At 62.7% G+C, this 20,655-nt stretch carries 18 protein-coding genes; 11 read left to right on the top strand and 7 right to left on the bottom strand.

The annotated features are described in order from the left end of the window. Nucleotides 1-132: 132 nt before the first annotated feature. Nucleotides 133-1,065 (top strand): LysR family transcriptional regulator, encoded by a 933-nt coding sequence (locus WDB91_RS14620; RefSeq protein WP_339114932.1) that lies wholly within the window; start codon nucleotides 133-135, stop codon nucleotides 1,063-1,065. 4 nt (nucleotides 1,066-1,069) lie between these two features. Here WDB91_RS14620 and WDB91_RS14615 read toward each other — a convergent pair whose 3' ends face one another. After that, on the bottom strand, nucleotides 1,070-1,645 hold the full coding sequence (locus WDB91_RS14615) for a cupin domain-containing protein (RefSeq protein WP_339114931.1): 576 nt from the start codon (nucleotides 1,643-1,645) through the stop codon (nucleotides 1,070-1,072). Between the two features lie 121 nt (nucleotides 1,646-1,766). Between WDB91_RS14615 and WDB91_RS14610 the strand changes: the two genes are divergently transcribed. The 3 genes from WDB91_RS14610 (at nucleotide 1,767) to WDB91_RS14600 (ending at nucleotide 7,145) form a co-directional block, all read left to right on the top strand. Continuing rightward, nucleotides 1,767-3,059, top strand: a complete 1,293-nt coding sequence (locus tag WDB91_RS14610; RefSeq protein ID WP_339114930.1) for a 4-aminobutyrate--2-oxoglutarate transaminase — start codon at nucleotides 1,767-1,769, stop codon at nucleotides 3,057-3,059. After that, entirely contained in the window at nucleotides 3,052-4,527 is a 1,476-nt protein-coding gene (locus tag WDB91_RS14605) for an NAD-dependent succinate-semialdehyde dehydrogenase (RefSeq protein ID WP_339114929.1), read from the top strand. Before WDB91_RS14610 ends, WDB91_RS14605 begins: the two co-directional genes overlap by 8 nt. A gap of 236 nt (nucleotides 4,528-4,763) precedes the next feature. After that, nucleotides 4,764-7,145 (top strand): nitrate- and nitrite sensing domain-containing protein, encoded by a 2,382-nt coding sequence (locus WDB91_RS14600; RefSeq protein WP_339114928.1) that lies wholly within the window; start codon nucleotides 4,764-4,766, stop codon nucleotides 7,143-7,145. 33 nt (nucleotides 7,146-7,178) lie between these two features. Here the strand turns inward: WDB91_RS14600 and WDB91_RS14595 are convergent, their stop codons facing one another. Next, nucleotides 7,179-7,514 carry a hypothetical protein gene (locus tag WDB91_RS14595; protein WP_339114927.1) on the bottom strand — a complete coding sequence of 112 codons (336 nt, stop codon included), beginning with the start codon at nucleotides 7,512-7,514 and terminating at the stop codon, nucleotides 7,179-7,181. Between the two features lie 213 nt (nucleotides 7,515-7,727). On the opposite strand from WDB91_RS14595, the gene WDB91_RS14590 reads away from it, so the two are divergent. Together WDB91_RS14590 and WDB91_RS14585 are read left to right on the top strand one after the other, a co-directional pair. Continuing rightward, nucleotides 7,728-8,747, top strand: a complete 1,020-nt coding sequence (locus WDB91_RS14590; RefSeq protein ID WP_339114926.1) for an LLM class flavin-dependent oxidoreductase — start codon at nucleotides 7,728-7,730, stop codon at nucleotides 8,745-8,747. 78 nt (nucleotides 8,748-8,825) lie between these two features. After that, a complete protein-coding gene (locus WDB91_RS14585; RefSeq protein ID WP_339114925.1) occupies nucleotides 8,826-9,758 on the top strand; it encodes a glyoxylate/hydroxypyruvate reductase A in 933 nt (310 codons plus the stop codon). A gap of 31 nt (nucleotides 9,759-9,789) precedes the next feature. Here WDB91_RS14585 and WDB91_RS14580 read toward each other — a convergent pair whose 3' ends face one another. From WDB91_RS14580 to WDB91_RS14565, 4 genes are all read right to left on the bottom strand, one after another. Continuing rightward, nucleotides 9,790-10,812 carry an AraC family transcriptional regulator gene (locus WDB91_RS14580; RefSeq protein WP_339114924.1) on the bottom strand — a complete coding sequence of 341 codons (1,023 nt, stop codon included), beginning with the start codon at nucleotides 10,810-10,812 and terminating at the stop codon, nucleotides 9,790-9,792. A 169-nt stretch (nucleotides 10,813-10,981) separates the two neighbouring features. Beyond that, entirely contained in the window at nucleotides 10,982-12,346 is a 1,365-nt protein-coding gene (gene eat / locus WDB91_RS14575; protein ID WP_339114923.1) for an ethanolamine permease, read from the bottom strand. 39 nt (nucleotides 12,347-12,385) lie between these two features. Then, the gene (eutC, locus tag WDB91_RS14570) at nucleotides 12,386-13,147 is read right to left on the bottom strand and encodes an ethanolamine ammonia-lyase subunit EutC (RefSeq protein ID WP_339114922.1); all 762 of its coding nucleotides are present in this window, start codon (nucleotides 13,145-13,147) and stop codon (nucleotides 12,386-12,388) included. 9 nt (nucleotides 13,148-13,156) lie between these two features. Further along, entirely contained in the window at nucleotides 13,157-14,548 is a 1,392-nt protein-coding gene (locus tag WDB91_RS14565) for an ethanolamine ammonia-lyase subunit EutB (RefSeq protein ID WP_339114921.1), read from the bottom strand. 284 nt (nucleotides 14,549-14,832) lie between these two features. Between WDB91_RS14565 and WDB91_RS14560 the strand changes: the two genes are divergently transcribed. From WDB91_RS14560 to WDB91_RS14540, 5 genes are read left to right on the top strand one after another with little or no spacing between them, the layout of a single operon-like run. Further along, on the top strand, nucleotides 14,833-15,963 hold the full coding sequence (locus tag WDB91_RS14560) for an ABC transporter ATP-binding protein (protein WP_339114920.1): 1,131 nt from the start codon (nucleotides 14,833-14,835) through the stop codon (nucleotides 15,961-15,963). Continuing rightward, nucleotides 15,960-16,871: a sugar ABC transporter permease gene (locus WDB91_RS14555; protein ID WP_339114919.1), complete on the top strand. Its 912-nt coding sequence runs from the start codon at nucleotides 15,960-15,962 to the stop codon at nucleotides 16,869-16,871. The genes WDB91_RS14560 and WDB91_RS14555 overlap by 4 nt, the downstream gene beginning before the upstream one ends. After that, on the top strand, nucleotides 16,871-17,689 hold the full coding sequence (locus WDB91_RS14550; protein WP_339114918.1) for a carbohydrate ABC transporter permease: 819 nt from the start codon (nucleotides 16,871-16,873) through the stop codon (nucleotides 17,687-17,689). Before WDB91_RS14555 ends, WDB91_RS14550 begins: the two co-directional genes overlap by 1 nt. 38 nt (nucleotides 17,690-17,727) lie before the next feature. Next, a complete protein-coding gene (locus WDB91_RS14545; RefSeq protein WP_339114917.1) occupies nucleotides 17,728-19,017 on the top strand; it encodes an ABC transporter substrate-binding protein in 1,290 nt (429 codons plus the stop codon). Nucleotides 19,018-19,070: 53 nt separating this feature from the next. Further along, nucleotides 19,071-19,871 (top strand): phosphodiesterase, encoded by an 801-nt coding sequence (locus WDB91_RS14540; RefSeq protein ID WP_339114916.1) that lies wholly within the window; start codon nucleotides 19,071-19,073, stop codon nucleotides 19,869-19,871. A 27-nt stretch (nucleotides 19,872-19,898) separates the two neighbouring features. Here the strand turns inward: WDB91_RS14540 and WDB91_RS14535 are convergent, their stop codons facing one another. Beyond that, nucleotides 19,899-20,627 (bottom strand): haloacid dehalogenase type II, encoded by a 729-nt coding sequence (locus WDB91_RS14535; RefSeq protein WP_339114915.1) that lies wholly within the window; start codon nucleotides 20,625-20,627, stop codon nucleotides 19,899-19,901. Nucleotides 20,628-20,655 lie beyond the last annotated feature (28 nt).

Genomic DNA, 20,655 nt, shown 5'->3' with positions numbered 1-20,655 from the left:
TCATCCTTTCGTCATGCCGCCAGATCTATCATCTCTGGCGAAATGCAGAAGACGCAGCCATTGCATTTAATAGTTGCACCAAACGCCATGCCACGGCTGGCGCGCGCGCGGCAGGTGCCTTAGGCTGGACCGATGGATATGCGTGATCTCAACCTGCTGCGGGCGCTCGATGCGCTTCTGGCCGAGGGGAGTGTGGCTGCGGCCGCACGGCGGCTGGGGCTGTCGACCTCGGCCATGAGCCGGACGCTTGCGCGTCTGCGCGAGGCCACGGGCGACCCGCTTCTGGTGCGGGCGGGGCGCGGAATGGTGCTGACGCCGCATGCCGAGGCCCTCAAGGAGCGCGTGCCGCATCTGGCCGCCGAGGTCGAGACCGTACTGAGGCCGGCCGAGACCCTCTTGGACCCCGCCCATCTGCAGCGTGATTTCGTCATCCGTGCCAATGACGGGTTCATCGCCGCCTATGGCGCGACATTACTGGGGCTGGTGCGCGAACGCGCCCCCGGTGTGCGGCTGCTCTTCGCGCAGAAAGAACCCAACCCCGCGCGGGCGCTGCGCGACGGGCTGTGCGATCTGGAGCTGGGTATCCTGCGCGACACCGCGCCCGAGCTGAAAGTCCAGCGCCTGACCCGTGATTATTTTGTGGGGGTGACACGGCCCGGACACCCTCTGGCCGCGCGACCGATCACCGCGCGCGATTTTGCCGAGAGCGACAGCATCGTCTCCACCCTGCACCAGCCGGTGAATTTCACGCATGTGGTGGATCGGGCACTTGCCGAGATCGGGCTGAAGCGCCGCCGGACCTTTCAGGTGCCATCCTTTCTGGTGGCGCTCTCCATTTCCCAGCAGAGCGATCTGGTGGCGATCCTGCCCCATTCCTATGCCATGATGGAAAAGCGCCGCCTGATGGCGCTCGGCCTTGAGGGGCCGGAGATCTTCGATCTTCCCTTCGAGACGGGCGAGATCGTGATCTCGCTGATCTGGCACCCGCGGATGGACCGTGATCCGGCCAACCGCTGGCTACGCGAACTGGTGCGCGAATGCACGCGGATGGTGGGCGCGGGTTGAGCGCTCAGAAGGTCGGCGGCGTGCAGGCGCTGAACACCACACAGGGCTCGGCGCCCACTTGACGGAACCGGTGCGGCAGTCGGCTGTCGAAGTAGTAGGCATCGCCCGGGCCGAGCACCTTGCGCTCCTCGCCCACGGTGATCTCCACCCGCCCCGAGAGGACGATCCCGCCCTCCTCGCCCTCATGGCCATACATCACGCGGCCCGTATCGGCGCCCGGCCCGTAGGTTTCCTGCAGGATCATCATCGCGCGGCCAAAGAGCGTGCCGCCGATCTGGCGCAGCGACAGCTTCCCCTTGCCGATCTCGGTCAGCTCGTCCGCGGCATAGAAAATCTGGCGCTCGGCATCGGGCTGGAACTCGAAGAAAGCCGAGAGACTGATCGGGATACCATCAAGGATCTTGCGCAGCGCCCCCACCGAGGGGTTCATCTTGCCCGATTCAATCAGCGAGATCGTCGAATTGGGCACGCCCACCTTCTTGGCCAGTGCGCGCTGCGACAGCCCCGCCCGCTCGCGAATCACGCGCAGTCGGTGTCCCAGCTCCTTGTCCTGGGAGGTCGTGTTATGAGTGTTCACCATAGATCAAACACCTCCATTCCATGACGCTTATACAACGACTTACAGCCAATAAGAAACAGACTATTTAACTTTCCAAATCCCGCTAGGCTTCTCTCAAATCAGCTCTTCAGGGATACTCCTCATGGCAAATGCAGATATCGAAACCCGCCGCAAAGCAGCCCTCGCCCGTGGCGTCGGCGTCCTCACCTCGCATTACGCAGTCCGCGCCGAGAACTCGGAAATCTGGGATGCCGATGGCAACCGCCTTCTTGATTTCGGCTCGGGCATCGCCGTGCTGAACACCGGCCACCGCCATCCGAAAGTGGTCGAGGCGGTCAAGGCGCAGCTCGACGCCTTCACCCATACCTGCCATCAGGTCGTGCCCTACGAGAACTATGTCCGTCTGGCCGAGCGTATCAACGAACTGGCGCCCGGCGATTTCGCCAAGAAGTGCCTCTTTGTCACCACCGGTGCCGAAGCGCTTGAAAACGCGGTCAAGATTGCCCGTGCGCATACCAACCGCTCGGCTGTGATCACCTTCCAGGGCGGCTTCCACGGCCGGACCTTCATGACCATGGCGATGACCGGCAAGGTTGCGCCCTACAAGATCGGCTTCGGCCCGCTGATGGGTGATGTCTTCCACGCGCCCTACCCCTATGAGGCGCATGGTGTTTCGGTCGATGACAGCCTGAATGCGATCGAGAAGCTGTTCAAAGCGGATGTCGATCCGGCCCGTGTCGCGGCCATCGTGCTGGAACCCGTGCAAGGTGAAGGCGGCTTCGTGCCCGCGCCGAAAGAGTTCACCGCCCGTATCCGCGCGCTGTGCGACAAACATGGCATCGTGATGATCGCCGATGAAGTCCAGACCGGCTTCGCCCGCACCGGCACCGTTTTCGCGATGGAGCAACATGACGCCCATGCCGATCTGATCACCATGGCGAAATCGCTGGGTGGTGGCTTCCCGATCGCGGGTGTCGTTGGCCGCGCCGAGATCATGGATGCGGCAGGCCCCGGTGGTCTGGGCGGCACCTATGGCGGCAACCCGCTGGCGATTGCCGCGGCCAATGCCGTGCTCGATGTGATCGAGGAAGAAAAGCTCTGCGCGCGCGCCAACACGCTGGGCGCCAAGCTGAACACCAAGCTCGAAGAGCTGAAAACCCTCGTGCCGGAACTGGCCGAGATCCGTGGTCCGGGCTTCATGGTCGCGGCTGAATTCATGAATGCCGATGGCACCCCCGCGACCGAGCTGACCAACAAGATCCGTCTGGCAGCGCTGGAGCGTGGCCTGCTGCTGCTGACCTGTGGCGTCTATGGCAATGTGATCCGCTTCCTCGCGCCGATCACCATTCCGGAGGCACAATTCGACGAGGCGATGGATATCCTGACCGCCGCGATCAAAGAGGTCAAAGGCATCAAGGAACTGGCCGATGCTTGATCACACCGATCTGGCTGCCAAACTCAAAGACGCGTCTCTTCTGGAGACGCGCGCCTATATCAATGGTGAATGGGTGGGGTCGGAGACGCGTTTCGCGGTCGAGAACCCCTCGACCGGCGAGACGCTGGCCGAGGTGCCGGACCTGACCGTTACCGATACCAATCGCGCGATCGACGCGGCCTATGCGGCCAAAGCCGCTTGGGCTGCCAAGACCGGCAAGGAGCGCGGCGCGATCCTGCGCAAGCTCTATGATCTGATGGTTGCCAACGCCGATGATCTGGCCACTATCCTTACCGCCGAGATGGGCAAGCCCTGGGCCGAGGCCCGTGGCGAGGTGCTTTATGGGGCCTCCTATGTCGAATGGTTCTCGGAAGAGGCCAAGCGTCTTTATGGCGATTTCATCCCCGGTCATGCGACCGACATCCGCATGGTTGTCGTCAAGCAGCCGGTGGGTGTGGTCGGCGCCATCACACCGTGGAACTTCCCCAATGCGATGATCGCGCGCAAGCTAGCGCCGGCGCTCGCGGCGGGCTGCACCATGGTCGCGCGTCCGTCCGAATTCACTCCTTTGTCCGCACTGGCGCTGACGGTCCTGATCGAGCGCGCAGGCGTGCCCGCAGGTGTGTTCAACATCGTGACCGGCCTCGATGCGGCAGGAATCGGCAAGGCGCTATGCGATAGTCCCAAGGTCGCCAAGATGACCTTCACCGGTTCGACCCGCGTGGGCAAGATCCTGATGCGTCAGGGCGCCGATACGGTGAAGAAGATCTCGCTCGAACTGGGTGGCAATGCGCCCTTTATCGTGTTCGACGATGCCGATGTGGATGCGGCGGTCCAGGGCGCGATGATCGCCAAGTTCCGCAATAATGGTCAGACCTGTGTCTGTGCCAACCGCATCTATGTGCAGGCCGGTGTCTATGACGCCTTTGCCGAGAAACTGGCCAAAGCCATGGGCGCATTGACCTTGGGCGATGGGTTTGCGGAAGGCACGACCACCGGCCCGCTGATCAACGCGGCAGCGCTGGCCAAGGTCGAGGACCATATCGCGGATGCTGTGGCGAAGGGCGCGACCGTTCTGACAGGCGGTAAACGCTCGGCTCTGGGCGGAACCTTCCACGAGCCCACCCTGCTGACCGGCGTTACGCAAGAGATGAAGGTGGCCTCCGAAGAGACGTTTGGCCCGCTGGCGCCTCTGGTAAAGTTCGAGACCGAGGCCGAGGCGATCGCCTTTGCCAATGACACCGAATTCGGGCTGGCGAGCTATTTCTACACGGGCGATCTCAAGCGCGCATGGCGCGTGGGCGAGGCGCTCGAGACGGGGATGGTCGGCATCAATACCGGTGCCATCTCCTCGGAAATCGCGCCGTTCGGCGGGATCAAGCAATCGGGACAGGGGCGCGAGGGCTCCAAATACGGCTGCGACGACTATCTCGAGATCAAGAATCTCTGCTTCGGCGGGATAAGATAATGCCAGATGCCTCCGGTTAGGCCGGAGGCATTTCCCTTTATACGGCTTTCCCGATTTACCCTAGATTTTACGCTAAATTTCGGTGCATCGCGGATAATCGGAATTTGCCCCAATATTTCATAAGGATGCGGCTGCAGAAATAATTTCTGCATATGAAAATACACGCCTTGAGGGAAAGTAGCTCTTAATAAATCACGCTTAAGACTATGCTCACTGTCAATAAGGTGAGCCGCACAATGTCCGCACCCTCGCGTCCTGTCTTCCTGCATCAGAAGGTCTCGCGCCTGATCATGGTTCCGCTTTTCGCCGTGGTCGTGTTCTCAGCCGCAATGATCACACAGCGGATCTCCAACGCGCTCGATGCGCAGACCCTGACCCATCTCATGCGATTTGCCTCCTCTCTCTCCAATCTGGTGCATGAGCAGCAAAAAGAACGCGGCGCGACAAGCATCTATCTCAGCAGCAAGGGCGCGACCTTTGCCGAGGAACTGGCCGCACAACGCGCCTTGACGGATGAGCGGGTGCGCGAGGTCGCACAGGTCGGGTCCGCCGTGGCAGATGGCCTGCCGCCCGAGCTGGCCAGCTCCTATGCCGAGATCCAGGCGCAGATCGCGAAGCATGATGCGGTGCGGGCGCAGGTCGATGATCTCGCCATTCCGGTGCCCGACGCTTTGGGACATTATACCAAGATCAACGGCGACACGATCGCGATGCTGGGCCAGCTCACGGAAATGGGGCTGAACGCAGATATGGCCAAACGTCTGAGCGCGTTCACCTCCTTCATGGCGGCCAAGGAACGCGCGGGTATCGAGCGGGCTATCGGCTCGGGCGGCTTCGCGCTCGGGCGCTTCGATACGGCACGGCTGGGGACATTGCACCGGCTGATCTCCCAACAGGATATGGGGTTTGCTTTCTTCCGCCAGTTCGCAACACCGGAACAGGTGGCGGCCTTCGCGACGCTGGAAAATGGCTCTGCATTTACCCGCGTGAACGAGCTACGCGCGATCGCCTTCGCCTATCCGGATACGGGTTCGGTAGAGGGCATCACTCCCAAGGAGTTTTTTGACGCGACCACGACCCGCATCGGCCAACTCAAGACCTTCGAGGACAGTCTGGGGAGCAATATCAACGAGGTCGCCACGGCATATCGCAACCATCAGCTATGGCTGCTGCTGCTCAACACGCTCGCCATGCTTGCCGCGACAGCTGTGATCCTCGTTATTGCCCGGCGCATAACGAGAAGTATGGTTCAGGAGGTTACCAACATATCGCAGCGGGCGGCAAAAATGGCGACCGGCGATCTCGAGAGTGACATGCCGATGACAACCATCGTCGAATTCGACCGCATCAACGAAGCGATCGAGGCCTTCCGGAGCAGTATCCTCACGGCACGGGCCAAGGAAGAGACCCATGCCAAGGAAGAGCTCGCCCGCGAACATGCCGAGCGCGAGAGATCCGAGGTCCTGCGCCTTGAAGAGCGCCGCGCCTCAGAACAGGCTTTGGCCGAAACGACCGCCAAACGTGCGGCCGATGAGGCGATTGCCAAGGACGTTAGGGATGTCGTCAATGCCTGTGCCAGCGGAGATTTCACCAAACGCATCCCGCTCGAGGGTAAGGACGGCATCATGGCCGATCTGTGTCAGGGCCTGAACGAGATCGGCGCCAGCGTCGAACAGGGTCTGGGCGAGGTCGAGAGGTCGATGCAGACTTTCGCACGCGGCGATTTTACCTATCGTATGCCCGAAACCCTTCGCGGCAGCTTCCGCCGCATCGCCCAGTCAAGCAATCAGGCGGCAGAGGCCCTCTCGGCGACAATGCAGAGCATCGCAGCCTCGTCGCAGCGCATCGAAAGCTCGACCCGCGAGATTTCCGACGCCTCGGCGGATCTGGCCCGCCGGTCCGAGAAGAATGCCGCCGTGCTGGAAGAAACCACCTCGGCGCTGACCGAAATGTCGGCCTCCGTCAGCAGTTCGTCACGGGAGCTGGACGAGACCCAGAAAACCGTCACCGATATCAACGAACGGGCCGAGCGCGGGCACGAGGTCGTGGTCGATGCGATCGCCGCCATGAGCAGCATCGAGAACTCCTCGGCCAAGATCGAACGTGTGCTGCAGGTGATCGATGATATCGCCTTCCAGACCAACCTTCTGGCGCTCAATGCCGGCGTCGAGGCCGCGCGGGCGGGGGAAGCGGGCCGTGGGTTTGCGGTTGTGGCCTCCGAGGTGCGGGCTCTGGCGCAGCGCTCCGCCGACGCCTCGCAGGAAATAGGCACCATGATCTCGACATCCAGCGCCGATGTGCAACGTGGGGTCTCGATGGTCAATTCCACCGGTAGGGCACTCGAGGAAATCGTGCAAGGCGTGCGTGACATACGCAGCCGGATCGAGGGGATTGTGGGCGCCACCCGAGAAACGACAATCGGCATCAAGGAAATCTCGAACGCCACGCTGGAACTGGATCAGACCACCCAGAAGAATGCCGCGATGTTCGAAGAGACAAATGCCGCGATCACGACCCTGCGCAACGAGACACAGGCGCTTTCCGCCGAGCTCGGAACCTTCAAGATCGATACGGGAGACGTCGAGCTTTTCGACGAACCGAACCGGATGGCGAGCTAGGGGAGAGGCGGCAACAACGCGCCGCCTCTGCTGTCATTTCAGCGCGACATAGGTCGCGGCATCGAGATGCGAGATCCGCACGGCGACCTTTGGTCCGGTCACCTCCTCGATCCGCGCCTTCAGCACTTCCGCCAGTTCCGTAAGCTTTTCGCGCGTCCGCTCGGGCTTCGGCAGGATCGCCAATTCGCAATTGACCACCGGCTGGTCCGGAAGGCCCGTGACCGGCAGCCATGCCAGCTGGCAGGCCGCCTCTGCCGAGGACAGTCTCTCGCAAAGGATTGCACGCAGATCGACAAGCAGGGTCCGGACCCCCTCCGGATCGATGCGTGCGTCACATGTCCTGTCGACATGGAGTTTCAGAATGGGCATATGTTCCTCCCCGACTTACAGAATACATTGAATGACCGTGCAAGCGGCCCCGAATTCGAGTGGCCCGATCACTGCTGCAGACGATGGCAGATCCCCGTCCCCGCCTCAATCCCGATCCTTGTGCACATCGCCTGCGCCTGAGGGAACAGCCCGCGCCCTTGCAGCCCCCCCGCCGGCATCCCTAGATGCGAAGGAACTGAAAGGATCACTTGTATGAAAAAGATCGGCTTTCTCTCTTTCGGCCACTGGGCGGATGACCGTGGCTCGCAGGTGCGTTCGGCCTCGGATGTTCTGCTTCAATCCATCGACCTCGCTGTTGCGGCGGAGCAGATGGGCGTCGATGGTGCCTATTACCGTGTGCACCATTATGCCCGCCAACTCGCCTCGCCTTTCCCGCTTCTGGCTGCGGTGGGCGCACGCACGACAAGTATCGAGATCGGCACCGGTGTCATCGATATGCGCTACGAGAACCCGCTTTATATGGTCGAGGATGCCGGCAGCGCCGATCTGATCTCGGGCGAGAGGCTGCAGCTCGGTATCTCGCGCGGATCGCCCGAACAGGTGATCGACGGCTGGAAGCATTTCGGATACCAGCCCGCCGAGGGCGAAAGCCCTTCCGATATGGCACGCCGCCATACGGAGGTTTTCCTCAGGATGCTCGACGGTGAGGGCTTTGCCCAACCCAATCCGCGCCCGATGTTCCCCAACCCGCCCGGCCTGCTGCGGCTCGAGCCCCAGAGCCCGGGCCTGAAGGAACGCATCTGGTGGGGCGCGGGCTCGAACGCGACGGCGATCTGGGCCGCGCAGCTCGGGATGAACCTACAAAGCTCGACCCTGAAAGATGACGAGACCGGCGAGCCCTTCCATATCCAGCAGGCCAAACAGATCCGTGCCTATCGCGAGGCCTGGAAAGAGGCGGGTCACGCGCGCAGCCCGCGGGTTTCGGTGTCGCGCTCGATCTTTGCGCTGACCAATGATCAGGACCGGATGTATTTCGGCAACGGCTCCAAGGATCAGGACCAGATCGGTTTCATAGACCAGACCCGTTCGGTTTTCGGGCGGGGCTATGCTGACGAGCCCGATCGCCTGATCGAACAGTTGCGTCGGGACGAGGCGATTGCCGAGGCCGATACGCTACTGCTGACCGTGCCGAACATGCTGGGCGTCGATTATAACGTCCATGTGCTGGAAAGCATCCTGACCCATGTGGCTCCCGCTCTGGGCTGGCGCTAACCAAATCCCTGAAACCACGCCTTGCACCGGCGTGGTTTTCTTGCTCTGATCCGGCAAAATTATACTACAGGGATCATCATGAGCATCGTCGTTTACCTCCCCAATCCGAAAACCTCCGCCAAATGGGTCACCCGCCTGCAGGGCGTGCTGCCCGAGGCCGAGATCGTTTCCGCTCATGAGCCCTTCGATGCGCAGGCCGTGACCTATGCCGCGGTCTGGCAACCCGCGACGGGCTTTCTGGCAGGGCTGCCCAATCTGAAGGCCATCATCTCGCTCGCGGCAGGGGTAGACCATATCGCTGCGGATGCAGAACTCCCGCGCCATATCCCGGTGATCCGCACGGTGGGCACCGATCTGACCCAGCGGATGCGCGAATATGTGGCGATGCAGGTGCTGAACCTGCACCGCTACATGCCCGAGATGCAGCTCGCGGCGGCAAAAGCCGAATGGAAGGCGCTGGTCGCGCCGGTTGCAGGGCAGCGCACGGTCGGTGTGCTGGGTCTGGGCAATCTGGGGGCGGCGTCGGCGGCCCTGCTGGCGCAGATCGGCTTTGAGACGCGCGGCTGGGCGCGAAGCCCCAAAACCATCGACGGCGTCACCTGCCATCATGGCCCCGAGGGTCTGAAGGCGTTTCTGGAGGGCTGCGAGATCGTGGTGAACCTCTTACCGCTGACCCCCGAGACCCATCATATCCTGAATGCCGACTTTTTCGCGCAATTGCCCAAAGGTGCCCGCCTGTTGAACGCCGCCCGCGGCGACCATCTCGACGAGGCGGCCCTGCTGGAGGCGCTGGAGAGCGGCCAGATCGCCCATGCCATCCTCGATGCTTTCCCGCTGGAGCCCTTGGCCAAGGACCATCCGTTCTGGACGCATGAAGGGGTGACGGTAACCCCGCATATTGCCTCACAGGTCGACCCCGAGACCGGCAGCCACATCATGGCCGCCAATATCGCGGAATTCGAGGCGCAGGGCCATTGCAAGGATCAGGCCGATATGCAGCGGGGCTACTGATCCAGCCCGATATCGCTCCGATGCCGCACCCCTAATGTCGCAAGGCGTTGAATGCCTTGCGATATTGCGAGGGCGAGGTATTTTCCCAGCGTCGGAAAGCGCGAACGAAGGCGCTGGGTTCGGAATAGCCCAACTCTTCCGCAATCAGCGAGATCGACAGGCCCGAGCCTTCAAGATAGCGGCAGGCCTGCTCGCGGCGGGTCTCCTCGACAAGCCGTGCGAAGCTGGTGCCACAATCCTGAAGGCGGCGCTGGAGCGTCCAGCGCGGCATCCCCATCCTGTCCGATAGAAGGTCGAGATCCAGCGTGGTATCTTTCAGATGCAGCCGGATCACCTCGGCGGCCGCCTCGGTCACGCAAGGCCCCGTCTCGCGCAGGCTGAGCGCCTGAAGATTACAGCGCAACAGCTGCTGGAGCGTACCATCGGCCTTGGGCATAGCAAGTCCCTGATCGGCAGACCGGAAGACCAGCGCATTGGTCGGGCGGCCGAAACGCACAGGCGCCCCGAAGGCGGCCTCGATCTCGGCGCGGGTGCCGTTATCGGCTTGCTCCAGCTCGATCAATTCGGGCGCCCAATCCTCGCCGCCCGCATGGCGCAGGACATTGCGGAACATCCCCAATGTCACCAGCGCGTCCTGATCACGCATCCGCACACGATCCGGGGCCACACGGTAGCTGATCCAGCTCAGATCGTCCTGTGCGCGGAAGCCGGTCGCAGTGCCCTGCTGGTGCCACGGGAAATAGGCCGCCAGATTTTGCGCGGCATCGCCCAGACTGGCCGAGTTGATCGCGATATAGCCGATCAGCCCCAACATCTCTGGTGTAAAGGCCTGCCCGTAGGCCAGCCCGAAATTCACATCGCCCGAACGCTCGGCGCCCAGTTCCATCATCCGGCAATACAGGTCGAGATCCATCCGGCTCATCGGCTGGGCCGCGGTCTCGGGCGCAAAGCCAAGGCTGCCGAAGAAACTGTCAGGGCACAGCCTGTAACGGCGGATGAATCCGTCGATACCGGTCGCGGCTGCGGCGAGAACCTGCGGTGTCTGGGCCTGCATGGGAATCCCTCCATCTCTGGGAGATGGGGATGAACGCAACCATCGCTTATAGCAATTCGCGCCGCCTTCGGTTGCCTTGTTTACAAGGGTGGAACATGGAGTATGATTAAAAAATAAACCACCCGCCTAATTAAGGGGCGGGTGGAAAATCAGATATGGCGAGGCCTGTTTACTCGCCCGGCGTGGCGGTCGCGTCGACCTTGCGGCGCAGCAAGGCGGCCACACCCACACCGAGGATCATCAGGATCGCGAAGATCACGAAGATCTCGAAGTTGTAAATGATCATCGCCAGCATCGCGAGGCAGGCAAGCCCCAGCGCGATTGCCGGAAGGACCGGGAACAGGGGCGCCTTCCACGGGCGGTCCAGATCGGGCTCGGACTTGCGCAGACGGAAGAGCGAGGCCATCGACATGATATACATCACCAGCGCGCCGAACACGGCCATCGTCACGATAGTGGCGGTCAGCGACATGCCGGCGACCGAGATCAGGCTATCCGAATAGATCGCGATGATGCCTACGACACCACCCGCGATGGTGGCCACATGCGGCGTGTGGAAGCGCGGATGCACCTTCGAGAAGACCTCCGGTAGAAGACCTGCGCGCGACAGGGCGAACATCTGGCGGGCATAGCCCATGATGATGCCGTGGAACGACGCCACCAGACCGAAGAGACCGAGCCAGACAAGCATATGGGTCCAGCCGCTGCCTTCACCCACCACACGGATCATCGCCTGCGGCAGCGGGTCATTGAGGTTCGACAGCTGCGTCCAGTCGCCCGAGCCACCTGCCATGATCATCACCCCGAAGGCGAGGAACACGAGCGTCAGAATACCGGCGATATAGGCTTTCGGAATGGTGCGGCGCGGGTCCTTGGCCTCTTCTGCCGCCATAGCGACGCCCTCGATGGCGAGGAAGAACCAGATGGCAAAGGGGATCGCGGCAAAGATACCGCCGATGGCCACGGGCGAGAACTCGCTGGCGCCAGCCCAGCCATTGGCCGCGAAATTGGTCACCGAGAAGGCAGGGGCGACAACACCCATGAAGACCAAGAGCTCGAAGACCGCAAGCAGCGTCACCAGCAATTCGAAGGTCGCCGCGATTTTCACACCCGCGATATTGAGTGCGATGAAGATGATATAGGCGCCTACCGCCGCCAGTTTCGGGTCAAGCCCGGGGAACTGGACGTTGAGATAGGAGCCGATCGCCAGCGCGATGGCGGGCGGGGCAAACAGGAACTCGATCAGCGTGGCAAAGCCCGCGATGGCGCCGCCCGTCGGGCCGAAGGCGCGGCTGGCATAGGCAAACGGCCCGCCTGCGCGCGGAATGGCGGTGGTCAGTTCGGTGAAGCTGAAGATAAAGGCGGTATACATGGCCGCCACGATGATCGTGGTGATCAGGAAGCCCAGCGTGCCCGCGCTTTCCCAGCCATAGCTCCAACCGAAATATTCACCCGAGATCACGAGGCCGACTGCGAGACCCCAGAGATGGAAGGCGTTGAGGCTTTTTGACAGCCCCGCTTTGCCAGTTGACATGATGTTTTCCCCGTTTTGTTTTTCGATGCCCCTTAGGGCCTATTCCTTTGGAATTGCGGTTGTTTCCGAGGCCGCCAGCGTGGGAGCCTCTTCTTTCAGCTTGGTGCCGGTCAGACCCAGCCTGCGCGCCTCGCGCACCAGCCATGCCAGTTTGCTTGCCGCCTGAGCGGGCGTCTGACCACCACTGAGGTGAATATTGGACAGGCAGTTCCGGTCGCTATCGGGGCAACCGGGACGCGGGTTATAGGTGAGATAGATGCCAAGGCTGTCGGCCACGGTCAGGCCCGGACGCTCGCCGATCAGCACGGCCACCATGCGGGCCCCCAAGCCCTGCCCGACCTCGTCGCCCACAGCCACGCGCCCCTGGGTGACAATCGCCACCGGCGCGATGGACAGATCCGGAAGCGCCTCATGGGCCGCGCGCAGGGTCGCGCCCGCATGTGCCGCAACAGCCGCCGAGGACAGCCCGTCACAGATGACAAAGGCCAGATCATAGTCGCCCTTTGCCAGCCCCGCGCGATCCTCTTCGGCCAGTTTGCGCCCCAGATCGGGGCGGCGGAGATAGATGGAGCGGTCGGCCGCAGCCGAACGGAGCGCCAGCGTCTCGAACTCGGAAAGCTCGGCCTGCAAGGCCGCCACATCCAGCGGCGCATGGACCGCATCGCGCGCCCGCGCGGCATCGAGCCGGAAGGACGCGAGCGCCGGCGTGGGCAGCCCCGCGCCCGAACGCCCGAGCCCAATACGGGCGCGGGTGGCTTGGCGAAGGCGGGCGAAGGGGTCGCGGGTCAGATCATCGCTCATGGTATCCCCTCACGCGCTCAGGGCCGGGCGGGTCATCGCCGCCAGCAGCCGGTCCGGCGCAGGCGCGATACGCCCGCCCTCATCCACAATCCCCTGTGCCGAAAGCCAGCTCTCGAATTCGGGCGCGGCCCGCAGCCCGAAGCTTTCGCGCAGATAGAGAATGTCGTGATAGGAGAGCGACTGATAATTGAGCATGATGTCATCCGCGCCCGGCACGCCGATGAAATACCGGCAGCCCGCATCCGACAGAAGCGTCAGCAGACCGTCCATATCATCCTGATCAGCATGGGAGTGGTTAGTGTAGCACACATCACAGCCCATCGGCACGCCCATCAGCTTGGCGCAGAAATGGTCCTCGAGGCCCGCGCGGGTGATCTGCTTGCCATCAAACAGATATTCCGGCCCGATAAAGCCCACGACCGTGTTCACCAGAAGCGGGTCAAAAGCGCGCGCCACCGCATAGGCGCGGGTCTCGACGGTCTGCTGGTCCATCCCGAAATGCGCATCGGCTGACAGAGCCGCGCCCTGCCCTGTCTCGAAATACATCACATTCTGGCCCACGGTGCCGCGCTTGAGCGACAGCGCCGCGTCCTGCGCCTCGGCCAGAATCGCCAGATCCACCCCGAAGCCCCGATTGGCCTTCTCGGTGCCCGCAATCGACTGGAACACCAGATCGAGCGGCGCACCGCGATTGATGATCTCGATAGAATTGGTCACATGGGTCAGCACGCAGCTTTGCGTGGGGATCGCGTGACGCTCGCGGAGTTCATCCAGCAGATGGATCAGGGCCATTGCCTGCGGCACGTTATCGGTGGCGGGGTTGATGCCGATCATCGCATCGCCAATGCCGTAAAGGAGCCCGTCGATGATGCTCGCGGCCACGCCTGCCGGATCATCGGTCGGATGGTTGGGCTGGAGCCGGCTCGAGACGGTGCCCGACAGGCCCATAGTGGTGCGGAAGGCGGTGATGATCTCGATTTTGCGGGCCACCGCGATCAGGTCGCGGTTGCGCATCAGCTTGGAGACGGCGGCGACCATCTCGGGCGTCAGCCCCGGCGCCAACGCCTTGAGCGAGGACGCGTTGGCCTCGTTCGACAATAGCCAGTCGCGGAACTGGCCCACCGTCATATGCGCCACGGGCGCGAAGGCCGCGCGATCATGGCTATCACAGATCAGGCGTGTGACCTCGTCGTCCTCATAGGGCACAAGCTGTTCTGCCAGAAATTCGGTGAGCGGCAGATCGGCCAGCGCCATCTGGGCGGCCACTCTTGCGATCTCGCTCTCGGCGGCAACGCCTGCCAGCTCGTCTCCCGAGCGCTGCGGGCTCGCCGCCGCCAGCAATGCGGTCAGGCTGTCGAAACGGAAGATTTCGGAACCGATCATATGGCGATAGCTGGGCATGGGGCCTCCGATAGATGTCTGCAGCAAGGATAGCGCATCCTGCCCCGCCAAGACTTGACCGCATATGACAATCGCACCGGCGCCACTGTCATGATCTGTCAAGTTTGGCGATCTCCCCCGAAACCGGCAGCCCTGCCTGAAGGACGGGCATCCGGCGAAACCGCCCCATCGCGCTGCATGCCTTGCGGCGGTCAGGGCGCTGTCGGAAATCTTTCATAAAAGCTAAGCCTGATTGTTACCTTGCCGCTGCATCTGGAGCCCGAACAGATGCGAAGGAAACTGACATGACCTCCCAATCCGTGACACTTGCCGGTATCGGCAAGGGGTTCGGCACGACGACCGTGCTCAAGGGGATCGATCTCGAGATCCGTGCGGGCGAATTCCTGTCGCTGGTAGGGATGTCGGGCTGCGGGAAATCGACGCTGTTGCGGATCATCGCAGGGCTCGAGACTGCCGATACCGGCTCCGTGCGGATCGATGGCGAGGATGTTACCGGCACCGATCCGACAGACCGCAATCTGGCGATGGTCTTCCAGTCCTATGCGCTCTATCCGCATATGAGCGTGCGCCAGAATATCGCGACGCCTCTGCGCATGCGCCGTCTGCGGCTGATCGACCGGCTGCCGCTGCTGGGGCGGCTGACCGCGCCGCGCGATACCCTGCGCGAGATCGAGATCGCCGTCGAACATGCCGCCGAGCTGCTGCAGATCTCGGCGCTTCTGGACCGCAAACCGGCGCAGCTCTCGGGCGGACAGCGCCAGCGGGTGGCGCTCGCGCGGGCCTTGGTGCGCAATCCGGCAGCCTTCCTGATGGACGAGCCGCTCTCCAATCTCGACGCCAAACTGCGCGCCCATATGCGCGACGAGCTGGCCGCCCTGCACAAACGCCTTGGCGCGACCTTCATCTATGTCACCCATGATCAGGTCGAGGCGATGACCATGTCCGACCGGATCGCGCTGATGTCGGAGGGCCGGATCGAACAGCTGGGAACACCCGAAGAGCTCTATCGCCGCCCCGCCAACCTGACGGTGGCACGGTTTATCGGCGCGCCCACGATCAACCTTCTGCCCGCCGAAAGCATGGCCGATGGCCGGCTGCGCCTGATGGGCGAGGTGCTGGATCTGCGGGTGCGGCAAGCGGGGCCGCTGACGCTCGGTCTGCGCGCCGAGGATCTGCATCTGGCGGCAACAGGGCTTCCTGCGCGGGTCACCCGTATCGAGACCCATGGCGCCGACCGCTATGTGAGCTGTGCGCTTCTGGCCGATGAGACGCTCTCGCTTACCCTGCGCCAGAGCGCCTCGGGCCCCGCCCCAGCCGGGATCATCCATCTGGGCTTTGCACAGGACGCGCTGCATGTGTTCGGCCCCGATGGGCAGCGCCTGACCGCGCGCCTCCTGCAAAAGGTGGTGGCATGAGCGCGCTCGATTTGCCCCATGCCCCCGCCCGCGCGCGCGCCCGCACAGGTGCCAAAATCAGCAAGGGTATGCTTTTTGCCGCCCCCGCCGTGGTGCTGCTGCTGGCGATTTATATCCTGCCACTCCTCACGCTGGCGGGGTTCTCGCTGACCGACTACCAGCTTGGGGCGATCCGCTGGAACTTCGTGGGGCTCCAGAATTTCACCAAGGCGTTCCATGACGCGGTCTTCCTGCGCGCCTTCTGGAACACGGTGCTCTATGCCGCCATCGTCATCCCCTGCGGCATCTTTCTGGCGCTCGGCGTGGCACTTCTGGTGCATGGGCGGAGCCGCACGCGGGGCCTGTGGGAAGTGGCCTATTTCCTGCCCGTCACCGCCACGCTGGTCGCCATGGCGACCGTCTGGCAGTTCCTGCTGCACCCCACCCTCGGGCCGGTGAATGCCGTGATCACTTGGGCGGGCTTTGATGCGGTGCAGTTCTTGGGCACACCGTGGCTTCTGATCCCGACCATGGCGCTGATCGGCGTCTGGCAGGTCGTGGGGTTCAATATGGTGCTGTTTCTTGCAGGGCTGACTGCCATCCCGCAGGACCTGCACGAGGCCGCACAGCTGGACGGCGCGAAATCCCCGATTGACCGTTTCCTGACCGTGACATGGCCGATGCTGGGGCCGACGACGATGTTTGTCACGGTGACCACCTCGATCTCCGCCTTCAAGGTGTTCGAGACCGTGGCTGTGCTGACCAAGGGCCGCGCAGGCTCCGAGACACTGCTCTACGCGCTCTATCTCGAGGGCTTCGATTACTCGAACACGGGCTATGCGGCGGCGCTGACGCTGATCTTCCTCGGCCTCGTTCTGGTGCTCTCGATCGGCCAGACGCTCCATCTCGAAAAGAAGGTCCATTACTGATGCGCGCCTCGAAATACCTCCCCCATCTCGTGCTGGGCCTTGGCGCTGTGGTGATGCTTTTGCCCTTCTACTGGATGGTGCTGACCGCGATCCGCTCGCCTTCCGAAATTTTCGACATCTCGCTCTGGCCGATCCCGAAAGACTTCGCGGGCGGTGAGAATTTCCATCAGGCGGCGACCTCGGTGCCGATGGCGCGGTTCATGCTCAACGGGGTGATCGTCTGCGCGGGCATCCTGATCGTGCAGGTCCTGACGGCGGTGCCCTGTGCCTATGCGCTGGCCAAGCTGCGGTTCCGTGGCCGCAAGATATTGCTATCGGTGATTGTGGCCGCGCTTTGCGTGCCGATGCAGGCGCTGGCGCTGCCTTTGTTCGTGGGGCTTGCGAAGGCGCAGATGCTCAACACCTATTTCGCGATGATGGCGCCCTTCTTCCTGTCGGTCTTCGCGATCTTCCTCTTCCACCAGTCCTTCCGCTCCTATCCCGACGAGATCATCGAGGCCGCGCGTCTGGACGGGTTTTCGGAAATGGAGATCTGCTGGCGGCTGGTCCTGCGCGCCTCGCTGCCCTCGCTTGCGGCCTTCGCGGTATTTTCCGTGGTCGCCCATTGGAACGACCTCTATTGGCCGATGATCGTCGTCAACCGCACCGAACTGGCACCGCCGCCGCTTGGCATGCTGTTCTTTGCCGATGCCGAGACCGGCACCAATTACGGCGCGCTCATGGCGGGGGCCTGCCTGATCACCGCCCCCATGGTCGCCTGTTTCCTCCTTGCCCGCCGCCAGTTCATCGCGGGCATCACCATGACGGGCGTCAAATGACCCGTCCGCCTTCCTCCCAACCGAACCGGAGTTTTCCCATGTATCCCACCCGCCGCACCGTTCTGACGGGGCTTACCACCTCTGCCGCTTTGCTGATGGCGCTTCCCGCCATGGCGCAAGAGGTCACGCTGAATGTGCTCTACAACATGCCGGGCTTTACGAAATTCCATCAGCCGCTGGCCGAGGAATTCGAGAAGAACAATCCGGGTGTGAAGATCAACTTCCTAGCACCCGCCGCCAATTATACCGACGGTCAGGCGCAGGTGCTGCGCTCGGCGGTGACGGGCGATCTGCCGGATGTCTATTTCTCGGGCTATAACCTGACCGCCGAGCTGGTCCATACGCTGGAGCCGCGCGGCCAGATCACCGACCTGGGGCCCTTCATCGAAGCCGAGGGCGGTCAGTCCTTCCTCAACAAGAACTACTCGCCCAATATGGCGGCGCTTGGCCAGATCGATGGCAAGCAATATGGCCTGCCGGTCAATGCGTCTTCGCCGATCCTCTATATCAATTCCGAGCTGGTGAAAGAGGCGGGCGCCGATCCGGCGCATATGCCCGACACCATGCCCGAGCTGATCGCGCTTGGCGCCAAGATCCACCAGATGCACCCCGATATGGCGGGCATGGCCTATGATATCGCGGGCTGGCCGGATGACTGGCTCTGGCAGGCGCTGATCTTCGAGCAGGGCGGCAAGCTGGTCGATGAGACCACCGGCAAGGTGGCTTTCGATAACGAGATCGGGCTGAACGCGCTGAAGATGATCCGCCAGATGGCCGCCGAGGCCGGTGCGCCGACCTTCGACTGGGATCAGGCGCGCCAGCAGTTTGGCGCAGGCAAGACGGGCTTCATGGTCTCGACGCCTGCCCATGTGCAGACGATCGAGGGCCTTGTGGGCGACCGGTTCGATCTGGCCACCGCGACCTTCCCGCTGGATGACAAGACCAATGGCGGCGTGCCCACGGGTGGCAACTCGGCCGTCATCCTCACGCAGGACAAGGCCAAGCAACAGGCCGCGTGGAACTATCTCAAATGGATCACCGGCCCCGAGGCGCAGAACGTGATCGTGCGCATCACGGGCTATCTGCCCACCAACAAGAACGCCACCGGCGAGGCCTATCTGGCGCCTTATTACGCCGAGCATCCCAACGTAAAAACCGCCTCGCTGCAGGCCGACAAATCGCTGCCTTGGGCGGGTTATCCGGGTGGCGACTCGGTCCGTATCTGGCGCACCCAGCGTGACATCATCGGCACGGTCATGCGCGGCGAGGTCTCGCCCGAGGACGGGCTGAAGCAGATCGTGGAACAGACCAACGCCCTGATGGAATGACCCAAACCATGCGGGGGGCTCTGGCCTCCCGCATGACCTTTGAAAGCAGAGCCATGAAGATCATCCAGCTGACCGACACCCATCTGATGCCCGCGGGCCAACTGGCCAACACGGTGGACCCCGAGGCGCAGATGCGCGCGGCCATCGACGATATCCTGAACCGCCATAGAGACGCCGATCTGATGGTGATCACCGGCGATCTGTGCAACCACGGCGACCCCGAGGCCTATGACCTTCTTCGCGAGATCCTGGCGCCTGTGCCCTTCCCCGTGCGGCTGATGCTGGGCAATCATGACGACCGGCCCAATTTTATCGCCGCCTTCCCCGAGCATCCGCTCGACGCCAATGGCTATGTGCAGGGGGTTCAGGACACAGATTTCGGACGGCTGATCTTTCTTGATACCCATGAGGCGGGCGTGATCGGCGGCATTTTCGGGCCCGACCGGATGGAATTTCTGGACAAGGCCCTGCAAGGCGCAGGCCCGCTGCCGCCCACGATCTTCATCCACCACCCGCCGATGGATGACGGGATCGGCCATTTTACCAATATCAGCCTGCATGACGAGGGCCGCGTGATGGCGCGGTTGGCCGCCCATCCGCAGGGCATTCGCCATATCGTCTTCGGCCATATCCATATGCCGCTCACGGGCACCTCGCCCGAAGGCATCGCCTACAGCGCGGGTCAGGCCTGCGCGCATCGCTTCATCACCGAGATCGATCGCCCCGATCCGTGGTGGACCAAGGGCCACGCCCATTACCGCGTGATCTTCCTCGACGGGCTGGGGTTCCGCGCCTTCATGGCCGAGGCTGGGCAGGTGCCCACGGTGCAGGCCCCTGTCTGCGTCGGTCCCTGACTTTGGTCAGGGACTTCCCGCCCCGCCTCAGGCCATTGCGGCAACCGCCTCTTTATGCGCCTGCGCCAGTTCCGCCATCGAGTTGAAGCGGAAATCATAGCTCGGCATCTCGCCCGGATTCATCGTGGCACCAAAGCCTTCCTTGTCGTGGCGGCGATAGATCCACGCATTGGCCAGCCCGTGACGGTTTGCGGGCTGGTGGTCATGGAACATGCTCTCGGCCGTATGCAGGATCTGGTCCTTGGCTATCCCGACCCGCGCCAGATGCCCGATCATATAGTCGAAATTCCGGTCCGAGGGCTTGTAGCTGCCGATATCCTCGGCGGTGTAGACATGATCGAAGGTCACGCCCAGCTTCGCATTGGAATGTTTGAACGAAGCCGCATCCACATTGGAGAGCACGCAGAGTTTGTAATGCTGCTGTAGGTAACGCAGCGCCTCGGCGCTATCGGGGAAGGCGGGCCAATGTTCGACCGACCGGCCATAGGTCTCGCATTCTTCCCATGTCACGGGGATCTGCCATTCCTCTGCCAGACGGCGATAGACGGTGGCCAGAAGCCGGGTATAGGGCATGGCCGGCGTCCAGGCCTGCTGGGTGCTTTCGTGATAGGCATGCGCCTCGAGGACCTGATCGCGGCTCAACGGGGTTTTCAGCTGCGAGGTCAGTGGCTTGAGCCCCTCGAACATGCCGCTCTCCCAGTCGATCAGCGTGCCATAGACGTCAAACGTCAGGATCTTGAAATCGGTCAAATTCATCGGGCCACCTTTACGCGATATCTGTCGG

It is taken from the genome of Thioclava sp. GXIMD2076, from assembly GCF_037949795.1.
GTDB classification, from domain to species: domain Bacteria; phylum Pseudomonadota; class Alphaproteobacteria; order Rhodobacterales; family Rhodobacteraceae; genus Thioclava; species Thioclava kandeliae.
This window is presented reverse-complemented; position numbering and strand designations above follow the sequence as displayed.

Bases quoted from the DNA above. Each gene is read 5' to 3' on its own strand.
- WDB91_RS14560 (WP_339114920.1), top strand. From the start codon at position 14,833: ATGACCTCCCAATCCGTGACACTTGCCGGTATCGGCAAGGGGTTCGGC.
- eutC (WP_339114922.1), bottom strand. From the start codon at position 13,147: ATGAGCGATGATCTGACCCGCGACCCCTTCGCCCGCCTTCGCCAAGCC.
- WDB91_RS14615 (WP_339114931.1), bottom strand. From the start codon at position 1,645: ATGGTGAACACTCATAACACGACCTCCCAGGACAAGGAGCTGGGACAC.
- WDB91_RS14585 (WP_339114925.1), top strand. From the start codon at position 8,826: ATGAGCATCGTCGTTTACCTCCCCAATCCGAAAACCTCCGCCAAATGG.
- WDB91_RS14555 (WP_339114919.1), top strand. From the start codon at position 15,960: ATGAGCGCGCTCGATTTGCCCCATGCCCCCGCCCGCGCGCGCGCCCGC.
- WDB91_RS14535 (WP_339114915.1), bottom strand. From the start codon at position 20,627: ATGAATTTGACCGATTTCAAGATCCTGACGTTTGACGTCTATGGCACG.
- eat (WP_339114923.1), bottom strand. From the start codon at position 12,346: ATGTCAACTGGCAAAGCGGGGCTGTCAAAAAGCCTCAACGCCTTCCAT.
- WDB91_RS14550 (WP_339114918.1), top strand. From the start codon at position 16,871: ATGCGCGCCTCGAAATACCTCCCCCATCTCGTGCTGGGCCTTGGCGCT.
- WDB91_RS14540 (WP_339114916.1), top strand. From the start codon at position 19,071: ATGAAGATCATCCAGCTGACCGACACCCATCTGATGCCCGCGGGCCAA.
- WDB91_RS14595 (WP_339114927.1), bottom strand. From the start codon at position 7,514: ATGCCCATTCTGAAACTCCATGTCGACAGGACATGTGACGCACGCATC.
- WDB91_RS14610 (WP_339114930.1), top strand. From the start codon at position 1,767: ATGGCAAATGCAGATATCGAAACCCGCCGCAAAGCAGCCCTCGCCCGT.
- WDB91_RS14580 (WP_339114924.1), bottom strand. From the start codon at position 10,812: ATGCAGGCCCAGACACCGCAGGTTCTCGCCGCAGCCGCGACCGGTATC.
- WDB91_RS14600 (WP_339114928.1), top strand. From the start codon at position 4,764: ATGTCCGCACCCTCGCGTCCTGTCTTCCTGCATCAGAAGGTCTCGCGC.
- WDB91_RS14565 (WP_339114921.1), bottom strand. From the start codon at position 14,548: ATGCCCAGCTATCGCCATATGATCGGTTCCGAAATCTTCCGTTTCGAC.
- WDB91_RS14605 (WP_339114929.1), top strand. From the start codon at position 3,052: ATGCTTGATCACACCGATCTGGCTGCCAAACTCAAAGACGCGTCTCTT.
- WDB91_RS14545 (WP_339114917.1), top strand. From the start codon at position 17,728: ATGTATCCCACCCGCCGCACCGTTCTGACGGGGCTTACCACCTCTGCC.
- WDB91_RS14620 (WP_339114932.1), top strand. From the start codon at position 133: ATGGATATGCGTGATCTCAACCTGCTGCGGGCGCTCGATGCGCTTCTG.
- WDB91_RS14590 (WP_339114926.1), top strand. From the start codon at position 7,728: ATGAAAAAGATCGGCTTTCTCTCTTTCGGCCACTGGGCGGATGACCGT.